The organism is Pigmentiphaga aceris, from assembly GCF_008119665.1.
Lineage (GTDB): Bacteria > Pseudomonadota > Gammaproteobacteria > Burkholderiales > Burkholderiaceae_B > Pigmentiphaga > Pigmentiphaga aceris.
The window spans coordinates 50,074-61,604 of the sequence record NZ_CP043046.1 but is presented as its reverse complement, the minus strand read 5'-3'; the positions used below and the strand labels follow the sequence as shown (position 1 = coordinate 61,604).

The 11,531-nt window shown below is 62.2% G+C and carries 9 protein-coding genes; 8 read left to right on the top strand and 1 reads right to left on the bottom strand.

What is annotated here, in order from left to right; translation table 11 throughout:
* Positions 1-117: 117 nt before the first annotated feature.
* Positions 118-1,608, bottom strand: coding sequence for an IS1182 family transposase (locus tag FXN63_RS00295; protein WP_246164912.1), 1,491 nt, complete (start codon positions 1,606-1,608; stop codon positions 118-120).
* Positions 1,609-1,887: 279 nt separating this feature from the next.
* Between FXN63_RS00295 and FXN63_RS00290 the strand changes: the two genes are divergently transcribed.
* The 8 genes from FXN63_RS00290 (at position 1,888) to FXN63_RS00255 (ending at position 11,459) form a co-directional block, all read left to right on the top strand.
* Complete coding sequence (locus FXN63_RS00290; RefSeq protein WP_148811755.1) at positions 1,888-2,856, top strand: MurR/RpiR family transcriptional regulator; 969 nt, start codon at positions 1,888-1,890, stop codon at positions 2,854-2,856.
* A 90-nt stretch (positions 2,857-2,946) separates the two neighbouring features.
* Positions 2,947-3,921 (top strand): isoaspartyl peptidase/L-asparaginase family protein, encoded by a 975-nt coding sequence (locus tag FXN63_RS00285; protein ID WP_148811752.1) that lies wholly within the window; start codon positions 2,947-2,949, stop codon positions 3,919-3,921.
* Between the two features lie 14 nt (positions 3,922-3,935).
* On the top strand, positions 3,936-5,825 hold the full coding sequence (locus FXN63_RS00280) for a dipeptide ABC transporter ATP-binding protein (protein WP_425468639.1): 1,890 nt from the start codon (positions 3,936-3,938) through the stop codon (positions 5,823-5,825).
* Between the two features lie 107 nt (positions 5,826-5,932).
* Positions 5,933-7,495, top strand: a complete 1,563-nt coding sequence (gene gsiB / locus FXN63_RS00275; protein ID WP_187395046.1) for a glutathione ABC transporter substrate-binding protein GsiB — start codon at positions 5,933-5,935, stop codon at positions 7,493-7,495.
* Between the two features lie 68 nt (positions 7,496-7,563).
* Positions 7,564-8,484, top strand: a complete 921-nt coding sequence (gsiC, locus tag FXN63_RS00270; protein ID WP_148811750.1) for a glutathione ABC transporter permease GsiC — start codon at positions 7,564-7,566, stop codon at positions 8,482-8,484.
* A 7-nt stretch (positions 8,485-8,491) separates the two neighbouring features.
* Positions 8,492-9,406, top strand: a complete 915-nt coding sequence (gene gsiD, locus FXN63_RS00265; RefSeq protein WP_148811748.1) for a glutathione ABC transporter permease GsiD — start codon at positions 8,492-8,494, stop codon at positions 9,404-9,406.
* 71 nt (positions 9,407-9,477) lie between these two features.
* A complete protein-coding gene (locus FXN63_RS00260; RefSeq protein WP_246164985.1) occupies positions 9,478-10,644 on the top strand; it encodes a DmpA family aminopeptidase in 1,167 nt (388 codons plus the stop codon).
* Entirely contained in the window at positions 10,641-11,459 is an 819-nt protein-coding gene (locus FXN63_RS00255) for a M55 family metallopeptidase (protein ID WP_148811746.1), read from the top strand. Before FXN63_RS00260 ends, FXN63_RS00255 begins: the two co-directional genes overlap by 4 nt.
* Positions 11,460-11,531 lie beyond the last annotated feature (72 nt).

The window sequence follows — 11,531 nt, the reverse complement described above, 5'->3', positions numbered from 1 at the left end:
CTATAGGTGTCTCTCTATAGGTGTCTCGTCACCCCTCTATATATAGAGGGGTGACGAGACACCTCAGACTGCTGACCAACCCCCCGTTTTCGGACGTGGGGTTTTGTTTTTTGGGGATCAAGCAGCGAGCGCGGCGGGTTGTGCAGACAGCCAGCTATCGAGCCATCCGTCGGCACGGGCGGTCAGGGCGCGCCACCAGGGCGCAACAGGGGCCGATATCGACCACTGCAGGCGCAATAAAAGGCGCGCAAGCACCAGGGCGATCTTCTTGATGTTCTGCGCCGCCGCCGCCAGCAAGCATTGCTCGGCGACCTTGCGCAGCCCGCGCATGCGCGCGTAGCGGTGCCCATGCAGTTGCTTGGCATCGGCGAAGCTGCGCTCCACAGTTTCCTTGCGACGGGCGTATATCTTCTTACCCCAGTCCGTGTGGCGGCGTGCGTCAACCAGTTCCTTGTCGCGTTCCCACACGTGGCGCACGACCACCTTGATCGCGCTCTGGCTGTTGGTGCACTGGCTGCGTACCTCGCACTGCTGGCATTGCGTCGGGTCTGACTTGTATTCGCGGTAGCCCGCCCGATTGGTGGTGCTGTACGGCAGCCGCTGCCCAGCCGGGCAGACATATTCGTTGCGGTAGCGGTTGAACGTGTACTGTCGTTTGTAGAACAGCCCAGGCTTGTGGTTCGGCGTGCGGTAGCCCATTACTCCTTGGATATCGCGCGCATGCAGCCCGTGGCAGATCATCGGCGTGTAGTACCCCGCGTCCAGGCCTACCTTGCGCACACCGAAGCCGAAGCGCTCGCGCTGCCGATCCAGCCTCGCCAAGTAAGGTTGGCTGTCGTGCACCGAGCCTGACGTCACGTGTGTGTCGGTGATGATCGCGAACTTCGCATCGACCGTGCGATGGTCCAGGTAGAAGAACCCCACCGGCTTGTCGTCACGCACCATGAACCCGCTGTCCGGATCTGTACGACTGATCTTGACGTCCTTGGTCTGGGCAGCGCTGCCGCCCGCATCATCGTCGCCGCTGTCACGCTTGAGCGGCCGCTTGCCATGTAGCGCCCGATCCGCATCGACCGCCGCATCCAGCTCAGCCAAGTATGCCGAGGGTGTTTGTGCGACCGTCACCACGTCGAATTTCTTCTTGCTGGCGTTGGCCTTCAAGTGAGTGCTGTCCGTGTACAGCACCCGGCCATCCACCATCCCCCGCCCGATCGCCTGACGCACGATCTCGTCAAAAATCTCCTGGTACACCGAGGTGTCCGTATAGCGTCGCCTGCGGTTCTGCGAGAACGTCGATGCATCGGGCACCTTGTCGGTCAGCCGGAAACCGATGAACCACCGATACGCCACGTTCACCTGCACCTCGCGCATCAACTGCCGTTCACTGCGCACCCCAAACAGGTAGCCAATGAACAGCAGCTTGAACATCACCACCGGATCCAGCGCCGGACGGCCGTTGTTCATGCTGTACAGGTGCGCAACCTTCTCTCGGATGAACTCAAAATCGACCGCTGCCGCGATCTTGCGCAACAGGTGATCGGCCGGAACCAACGACTCCAGCGTCACCATCTCCAGCTCGTGCTGGTGGGGGATCGGTGCTCTTAACATCACCCAATTATGAACAAAGCCTCCGTTTTACGGGAGGCTTTGTCAGCAGTCTGAGGTGTCTCGTCACCCCTCTATATATAGAGGGGTGACGAGACACCTGATCTACATGCTGTGCAACACGAGCCGGCAGGCCGGTGGCTTTCGGCCGACGAGCGGCAGATCGGGCTCGTCTCGTACCTGCCACATGTTTCAGTACATGAAGCTCGTGCGAGCAATGAAAGTAAATTTTCTTTACTATGCGCAGCAATGTAAATAGATTTACACCTTCTAAGCCCTTCGATGGATCCGACCGCCGTGTCTCCACCCCTGCCGCTTGTGAACCTGACGATCGCCGATCGCATTGCGCGTGCAATGCCGACGCTGACGCCTTCGCATCGGCACATGGCTGACTACGTGCTGGCCAACCCGTTCCGGGCGGCCACCATGCGCATCGATGAATTCGCCGAAGCGGTGGGTGCGTCGACCGCGACCGCCAACCGTTTTGCGCGCGCGCTGGGCATGGATGGCTATCCACAATTCCGGGCCGAGTTGGTGCGCGGCTTTGAAGCGACGCTGGCTCCGGTTGAGAATCTGCGCCAGGAACTGGAACGCGGCAGCGAAGTGGCCGAGGTGTTTGCTGCGGTGTTCGAAGAGAACCAGCGCAATATCGAAGCAACCCGTCGCGGTCTGCAGCCCGAAGCCTGTGAGCGTGCGGTCGATGCCATTCTGGGTGCCCGCCGCATCTATATCGTGGGCTTTGGTGCCAGTGCCTGGCTGGGTGGCTTGTTGCAGCGCGGGCTGGACCCGTACTGCGAGAACGTCGATCTGCTGGCTGGTGTCGCCGGCGCGTCATTTGCCGCGCGCAAGCTGTTCAAGCTGCGCAGCGATGACTTGATGATCGCGATTGCCTTCCCGCGCTATCTGTCCGACACGCTTTATATCGCCGAGCGCGCCCGTGAACACGGTGTGCCAGTGCTCGCCCTGACCGACCGGCCGACCTCACCGTTGGCGCCGACAGCCAATGTCGCGCTCTACGCCTGTACCGAGAGCAATTACAACGCCAATTCGGAAGCCACTGTGTTGTCGCTGATCGAGGCCTTGTGTGTGGCGGTTGCGCTGCGGGCGCAAGGGTCGCTGAAGGCGGCGGCCAATGTTGCCGAGTTCGTGATGCCGTGGCTGCACGGCAGCGGCACGCCCGCCGAGCGCACCCAATCCTTTTCGACGTCGGCTCGCAGCCGGCGCGACGCTTTAGATACGCAGAACTCCTGAGATGAAACGCTTGCACGCTCTCTATATATATAGCGGTCTGTCGACAGGCCAGTTGACGGGTCTTTCCGGCATGCCGGCACAGGTGGCCGCATGAGCAATCCGATCAGACCTGTGATTGCCATTCACGGCGGCGCCGGTACCTTGAACCGCGCCGCCATGTCGGCCGAGACTGAAGTCACTTATCACGCTGCCTTGCGTGCAGTGCTGGAAGCCGGTCAGGCTGCATTGGCATCGGGCGCGACTGCGGTCGAGGCCGTGACGCTGGCGGTTGGCATGCTTGAAGATTGCCCGCTGTTCAATGCCGGTCATGGTGCCGTGTTCACCCATGCAGAGACGCATGAACTGGACGCCGCCGTGATGGACGGTGCAACCCGCCAGGCAGGTGCGGTTGCCTGCGTGACCACGTTGCGCAGCCCGGTTCGTGCCGCGCGCGCCGTCATGGAGCACAGCGAGCACGTGCTGTTCGTGGGCGAGGGTGCGGAAGCCTTCGGTCGTGCGCAGGGTCTGGAGTTTGTCGATCCGTCGTACTTCTCGACCGATGCACGTCGCGAACAATTGCACCGTGCGCTGGCTACCAATGCCGCACCGATGCTGGATCACGATGGCGCTGCTGCCGTCGCTGCGGGCAACGCGCCGCTGGCCGAAGACCGCAAGTTCGGCACCGTCGGTGCAGTTGCGCTGGATGCCCACGGTCATATTGCTGCGGCAACATCCACGGGCGGCATGACCAACAAACAAGCTGGCCGGGTCGGTGACTCGCCGCTGATCGGTGCCGGCACCTATGCCGACGACCGCACGGCGGCAGTGTCCTGCACGGGCAGCGGCGAGATGTTCATCCGTGTGGCTGCGGCCTACGACGTGTGCGCACGCATGGCCTACGCCGGCCAGACGCTGGCACAGGCTGCCGAACACGTGGTGATGGAATCGCTGATGGAGATCGACGGACGCGGCGGCCTGATCGCCGTGGACCGTGAAGGCAATGTAAGCCTGCCCTTCAACACCGAAGGCATGTATCGGGGCGTCGCCTATGTTGGCGACACGCCCCAGACGGCGATCTTTCGCTGAGGAATTTCGACGCTGTGAATAAGCAAGTGAACAAGCCCACCTCTACTGTCCTGGCGGAATCGCGCGTGGTATCGGTCAATGACCTGACCGTGCGCTTCCAGACCTCGGAGCGCACGGTCGATGCCGTGCGCAATCTGTCCTTCCACGTTGATCGCGGCGAAACGCTGGCAATCGTCGGTGAGTCGGGTTCTGGCAAGTCCGTGACTTCGCTGGCGCTGATGCGCCTGATCGAACACGGCGGCGGCAAGATCCTGAACGGCAGCATGATGTTCCGCCGTCGCAACGGCGAAGTGCTGGATCTGGTGAAGGCGCCGAATCCGACGATGCGCAGCATCCGCGGCGCTGACATCGCGATGATCTTCCAGGAGCCGATGACCTCCCTGAACCCGGTGTTCACGGCTGGCGACCAGATTGCCGAGTCGATCCGGGTGCACCAGGGCAAGAGCGCCGCTGCTGCACGTGCCGAAGCCCTGCGCATGCTGGAGCTGGTGCGCATCCCCGAAGCCAGGAACGTGCTGGATCGCTATCCGCACCAATTGTCGGGTGGCATGCGTCAGCGCGTGATGATTGCAATGGCCTTGTCCTGCAAGCCGTCGCTGTTGATCGCCGACGAGCCGACGACCGCACTCGACGTGACGATCCAGGCGCAGATCCTGCAATTGATCCGCGAACTGCAGCACGAGATGCAGATGGGCGTGGTCTTCATCACCCACGATATGGGTGTGGTGGCCGAGATCGCCGACCGCGTGCTGGTGATGTTCCGCGGCGAGAAGGTGGAAGAGGGTGTGTCGGACGATGTGTTCGCCACGCCGAAGCACCCGTATACCCGTGCGCTGCTGTCGGCGGTGCCGAAGCTGGGCGCGATGCAGGGCACCGACCTGCCGCTGAAGTTCGAATTGCTGCGTGTGGCTGACGAGAACGGCGTTGCGCCGCCGCCCGCTACGCCGCAGGACACCGTGCAAGCGGGTGCCGAGCCGATCCTGCGCGTGCGCGATCTGATCACGCGTTTTGATGTGCGCGGCGGTATCTTCGGCACGGTGAAGCGTCGGGTGCACGCGGTTGAACAGGTCAGCTTCGATCTGTACCCGGGCGAGACGCTGGCGCTGGTGGGTGAATCGGGTTGCGGCAAGTCGACCACCGGTCGCTCGCTGCTGCGCCTGGTAGACAGCCAAAGCGGTGCCATCGAATTCGGTGGCCAGAACGTGCGTGAACTGCCGAACACGGAATTGCAGGCGCTGCGCCGCAATATTCAGTTCATCTTCCAGGACCCGTTCGCGTCGCTTGATCCGCGCGTGACCGTGGGCTTCTCGATCATGGAACCGCTGCTGGTGCACAAGCTGGCCAGCGGTGCCGAGGCGCAGAAGCGCGTGGAATGGCTGCTGGAAAAGGTCGGCCTGCCGGCTGAATATGCCCAGCGTTATCCGCATGAATTCTCGGGTGGTCAGCGCCAGCGTATTGCGATTGCGCGTGCATTGGCCGTGAACCCGAAGGTGGTGGTTGCGGACGAATCGGTATCCGCACTCGACGTGTCGATCCAGGCGCAGATCGTCAACCTGATGCTGGACCTGCAGCGTGACCTGGGCATTGCGTTCCTGTTCATCTCGCATGACATGGCCGTGGTCGAACGCGTGAGCCACCGTGTGGCGGTGATGTACTTGGGACAGATCGTGGAAATCGGCCCGCGCCGTGCGATCTTCGAGAACCCGCAACACGCCTACACGCGCAAGCTGATGTCTGCCGTGCCGATCGCCGATCCGGCGCGTCGTCACCTGAAACGCGAGTTGCTGTCCGACGAGATTCCGAGCCCGATCCGCGCAGTTGGCGACGAGCCGGATGTGCCGGGGCTGGTGCAGGTTGCGCCGGGACACTTCGTTGCGCATCACAAGATTGGCGGTTTGTACTAAACAGAAGACCAAGCAGAAAACGCCTTACCGCACTGAGCAAGCCCTACTGATTGCAATACCCCGCCGCCTGACCAGGCGGGTTCGATCCACCCTAGGAGACTTAATTCATGAACAAGCGTGTCGCTTCGATGTTTCGACGTAAACCGCTGGCAGCGGGCCTGCTGGCCTTGGCCGCACTGACTGGTGGCAATGCCTTCGCGGCGAAAGACGTGGTCATTGCCCTGCACATTCCGGCGGAAACGCTCGATCCGTACAGCACCAACACCACGCTGACCACCGCGGTGACCAAGTCCTTCTACGAAGGCCTGTTCGAATTCGACAAGGATCTGAAGATCCGCCCGGCCCTGGCTGAGAGCTATGAAGTCTCGCCCGACGGCATTGTCTACACCTTCAAGCTGCGTCAAGGCGTGAAGTTCCACGACGGCACCGACTTCAACGCCGAAGCGGTGAAGTTCGTGCTCGATCGCGTGACCAACCCTGAAAACAAGCTGCCGCGCGCCAATCAGTTCCGTCCGATCTCGAAGGTCGACGTGGTAGATGCACACACCGTGCGTATCACCCTGAAGGAGCCCTTCTCGCCCTTCCTGAACGCCCTGGCACACGGCTCGGCCGCGATGATCTCGCCGACCGCACTGAAGAAGTGGGGCAACAAGGACATCGCCTTCCACCCGGTCGGTACCGGCCCGTTCGAATTCGTCGAGTGGAAGCAGACCGACTTCGTGAAGGTCAAGAAGTTCGACGGCTACTGGAAGAAGGGCTACCCGAAGGTTGACTCGATCACCTGGAAGCCCGTGCCCGAGAACGGCACCCGCATGGCCATGCTGCAAACCGGCGAAGCTCACTTCGTCAGCTCGGTGCCGGCTGAAACCGCGACCGCGCTGAAGAACAACCCGAAGCTGAACCTGACCGCCGCTGACTCGATCATCGTGCGCTACATCAGCATGAACACGATGCAAAAGCCGTTCGACGACATCCGTGTCCGTCAGGCCGTCAACTACGCGATCAACCGCGACGCGCTGGTCAAGGTTGCATTCGGTGGTTTCGCCACCCCGACCGACGCCATCGTGCCGCACGGCATCAAGTTCTCGCACAAGACTGGCCCGTGGGCTTACGACGTGAAGAAGGCGCGTGAGCTGCTGAAGGAAGCCGGTTACCCGAACGGCTTCGAAGCCACGATGTGGGGCGCGTATAACGACTCGACCACCCAGAAGGCACTGCAGTTCATTCAGCAGCAGCTGCAACAAGTCGGCATCAAGCTGACCGTGCAAGCACTGGAAATCGGCCAGCGCGTGGAGTGGGTGCAATCGGCACCGGACCCCGCAACCGCCCGCGTTCGCATGTACTACGCCGGCTGGTCGTCGTCGACTGGCGATGCTGACTGGGCACTGCGTCCGCTGCTGGCTTCCGAGTCCTTCCCGCCGAAGCTGAACAACACTGCGTACTACAAGAACGACGTGGTGGACAGCTCGATCTCGAAGGCGCTGAAGTCGACCGACGACAAGGAACTGGCCTCGCTGTACAAGACCGCCCAGGAACAGATCTGGAAGGATGCTCCTTGGGCACCGCTGGTCGTGCAACAGAACGTGTACGCGCAAAGCAAGAACCTGACGGGCATCTTCATGCAGCCCGACGGCAACATCAACTCGACCGAGATCTCTCTGTCCGAGTAAGCGCGTACTAGTAGTAGATCCGCGCGCCAGCATCCGCTGGCGCGCGCTTTTGTCGGCACCGCATCAACATGTTGAATTATTTTCTGAAACGGCTTGTGGGACTGATCCCGACACTGCTCATCGTCGCAGTGCTGGTGTTCCTGTTCGTCCACATGCTGCCGGGCGATCCGGCCCGACTGGCCGCCGGCCAGGACGCCGACCAGGCGACGGTAGAGATCATGCGCAAGGAGCTTGGACTGGATCGGCCGTTGCCCGAACAGTTCGTGACCTTCTTCACCAACGTTATCCAAGGTGAGTTTGGCACCTCGATCCGCTCGCGGCGTCCTGTCGCCACCGAGATCGCGGAACGCTTCAAACCCACCTTGTACCTGACCCTGACCAGTATGGTCTGGGCAGTGATTTTTGGCATGGCCATTGGCATTACGTCTGCCGTGTTCCGCAACAAGTGGCCTGATCGGCTGGGCATGACCATCGCGGTGTCGGGGATTTCATTCCCGGCTTTCGCACTCGGCATGCTGCTGATGCAGATCTTCTCGGTGCAACTGGGCTGGCTGCCGACCGTGGGCGCTGACACCTGGAAGCACTACATCCTGCCGTCGCTGACGCTGGGTGCAGGGGTCGCCGCCGTGATGGCGCGTTTCACCCGCGCATCTTTCGTCGAAGTGATCCAGGAAGACTTCGTGCGCACTGCGCGTGCGAAGGGCCTGAAGGAAAAGACCGTGATCATCAAGCATTGCCTGCGCAATGCATTGATTCCGGTCGTGACCATGATGGGTCTGCAGTTCGGTTTTCTGCTGGGCGGCTCGATCGTGGTGGAAGCAGTGTTCAACTGGCCCGGCCTTGGCCGTCTGCTGGTTGACGCGGTCACCATGCGTGACTACCCCGTGATCCAGACCCTGGTGTTGCTGTTCTCGCTGGAGTTCATCCTGATCAATCTGATCGTGGATCTGCTGTACGGCTACATCAACCCCACCATTCGTTATAAGTGAGGCGGCCATGAATCGTCCTGCCGTCCCGGCTACTCCCGCTCCCGCCGTGCCCACTGCCACCGTGCAAGGCAAGGTACGCACTCCGTTCTCGGAGTTCTGGCGCCGCTTCCGCAAGCAACACGTGGGGCTTGCCGCTGGCTTCTTCGTTGTCTTGCTGATCGTTGCCGCGATTCTTGCGCCGTGGATCACCCCCTACGACGCCGAGAACTTCTTCGACTACGACATGCTCAACACGGGCCCGTCGGTGCAACACTGGTTTGGCGTTGACCCGCTTGGCCGCGACATCTTCAGCCGCATTCTGATGGGCGCACGGATCTCGCTGACGGCGGGCTTCCTGTCGGTGCTGATCGGTGGCCTGATCGGCACGGCCCTGGGCCTGCTGGCGGGTTACTACGAAGGCTGGTGGGATCGCATCGTGATGCGTATCTCGGACGTGCTGTTCGCGTTCCCCGGCATCTTGCTGGCGCTGGGCGTGGTGGCCGTGCTGGGCAGCAGCATGACCAACGTCGTGGTGGCCGTGTCGGTGTTCAGCGTGCCGGCGTTTGCGCGCCTGGTTCGTGGCAACACGCTGGTGCTGAAGAACCTGACCTACATCGAGGCGACCCGCAGCATTGGCGCGTCCGACTGGACGATCATCGTGCGCCACATTCTGCCGGGCACGATTTCGTCGATCATCGTGTACTTCTCGATGCGCGTGGGCACCTCGATCATCACCGCTGCGTCGCTGTCCTTCCTGGGCATGGGTGCACAGCCGCCCACTCCGGAGTGGGGTGCGATGCTGAACGAAGCCCGTGCCGACATGCTGAACGCACCGCACGTGGCCTTGTTCCCGAGCCTGGCGATCTTCTTCACCGTGCTGGCGTTCAACCTGCTGGGTGATGGTCTGCGCGATGCGCTGGACCCGAAGATCGACCGCAAGTAAGTAGCGACTGCAAAGTCGCAACAAAGCAAGTAGCCACAACCGCAGTAATCGTCCGCAGGCAGGTGAGCAGCATGGCGAGCAAGACAGGGGATACGACCATGGGTGGCGTGTCCTTGCAACAGGTGGTGCCGCAGATCGGGGCACTGCCCAGCGGTCCTCGCGATGCAATCTCGGATGTGGCCGGCGTCACCGTCGGCCACATGACGCGGGCGAGCGGGCCGGTGCAGACCGGCGTGACCGTGGTTCGTCCGCACGGCGGCAATCCCTTCACCGACAAGGTGCCGGCGGCCGCCGCCGTGATCAACGGATTCGGCAAGAGCATCGGCCTGATCCAGGTCGAGGAACTCGGGGTGCTGGACACTCCGATCGCGCTCACCAATACCTTCTCGGTCGGCACCCTCGCCACCGCACAGATCCGCCATTGCATCGCTCAGGAACCCGACACCGGTCGTGGCCTGCCCACGGTCAATCCGTTGGTGTTCGAGTGCAATGACGGTTTTCTGAATGACATCCAGCGCCTGGCCGTGACCGAGTCCGACTATCTGATTGCGCATGACGCAGCTGGCATTGACGTCGCACAAGGTGCGGTCGGGGCAGGGCGCGGCATGTCGAGCTTCCAGTTGAAGGGCGGTATCGGCACGGCGTCCCGGCTGGCGACGGTGCGCAGCGCAGTCGACAAGGAAGACGGCACACGGCTGGGATCGGCGGACGAGCTGGCCTCGACCACGACCTATACCGTGGGCGCGCTGGTGCTGGCCAACTTCGGCAAGCTGGAGAACCTGACTGTCGCCGGTCTGCATATCGGGCCGACGATTGCTGCGCAGTTGAAGGCGCACGAGGCCGGGCCGGAGAAGGGCTCGATCATCATGCTGCTGGCCACCGATGCGCCGCTGGACAGCCGGCAACTGCGTCGCCTGGCATTGCGCGCAGGTGCTGGTCTGGCACGAACCGGATCGGTGTACGGCCACGGCAGCGGCGACATTGCGCTGGCGTTTTCCACGGCCTATACGATCCCGCATCTGCCCGCCCGCCCGATGCCTGCGATTGCGCTGCTGCACGAAAGCCAGCTCGATGTGCTGTTCCAGGCCGCCGCCGACAGCACCGAGCAGGCAATTCTGAACGCCTTGTGGTCTGCGGAAAATGTGCAGGGCCGTGACGGCCACGCACGCACTGCGCTGACCGACCTCATTCCCGACTGGGCGGCATTCGCCCGTCAATTCAGGATGCAAACTCCATGAAAGTTCTGATCTCCACTGATATCGAAGGCGTGGCTGGCGTCTACCACCACGAACAGGTTCGCAATGGCAACGGCGAGTACGAGCGTGCCCGCGTGATGATGGCGCGTGAAGCCAGTGCAGCCGTCGCAGGTGCCTTCGATGCGGGTGCGACCGGCGTGCTGGTGAACGATTCGCACGGCGGTTTCCGCAACATGCCGCCCGATCTGCTCGACCCGCGTGCACAAGTGGTGCAGGGCAAGCCGCGTTACCTGGGCATGGCGTCCGGCGTGGAGCTGGGTGTGGATGCGGTGTGCTTTGTGGGTTACCACGCCAAGGCGCAGACGCGCGGCATTCTGGCCCACACCACCAACAGCTTTGCGTTCGCACGCATTCGCATCAATGGCGTGGAAACCAGCGAAGCTGGCTTGTACGGGGCCGTGGCAGGCGAGTACGGCGCACCGGTCGTGATGATGAGCGGCGACGACGTGTTCATCGACGAGACGCGCCCCTTGTTCCCGCATGCAGAATTCGTGCAGACCAAGATTGCCACCGGTCTGTGCAGCGGCATTTCGCTGTCGCCCACGCAAAGCTGCGACGCCATCCGTGCAGGCGTGAAGGCCGCGCTGGGACGTCTGTCTGAAGCGAAGCCGTATACGGTTGCCGGCCCCTTGCGTGTGGGCATCCAGACGCAGACCACCGGCCTGGCCGATCTGTTCTGTCAGTGGCCCACGCTGGTGCGCACGGGCGGTGACGAGGTGGAGTTCGATGCGGAATCGATGGAAGTGGCGATTCGCATGATCAACTGCCTGTCGGCCATGTCGTCGATGCTGCGCTAAGCGGTACCACCGCAATTGCACACGGTGGAAGAGCGGCAGGCCGCCTAAGTCACTTGTTGATAACTCGATGTT

Excerpts from the sequence above, each read along its gene's own strand:
- FXN63_RS00295 (WP_246164912.1), bottom strand. The coding sequence starts at position 1,608 with ATGTTAAGAGCACCGATCCCCCACCAGCACGAGCTGGAGATGGTGACG.
- FXN63_RS00260 (WP_246164985.1), top strand. The coding sequence starts at position 9,478 with ATGGCGAGCAAGACAGGGGATACGACCATGGGTGGCGTGTCCTTGCAA.
- FXN63_RS00290 (WP_148811755.1), top strand. The coding sequence starts at position 1,888 with ATGGATCCGACCGCCGTGTCTCCACCCCTGCCGCTTGTGAACCTGACG.
- gsiC (WP_148811750.1), top strand. The coding sequence starts at position 7,564 with ATGTTGAATTATTTTCTGAAACGGCTTGTGGGACTGATCCCGACACTG.
- FXN63_RS00255 (WP_148811746.1), top strand. The coding sequence starts at position 10,641 with ATGAAAGTTCTGATCTCCACTGATATCGAAGGCGTGGCTGGCGTCTAC.
- FXN63_RS00285 (WP_148811752.1), top strand. The coding sequence starts at position 2,947 with ATGAGCAATCCGATCAGACCTGTGATTGCCATTCACGGCGGCGCCGGT.
- gsiD (WP_148811748.1), top strand. The coding sequence starts at position 8,492 with ATGAATCGTCCTGCCGTCCCGGCTACTCCCGCTCCCGCCGTGCCCACT.
- gsiB (WP_187395046.1), top strand. The coding sequence starts at position 5,933 with ATGAACAAGCGTGTCGCTTCGATGTTTCGACGTAAACCGCTGGCAGCG.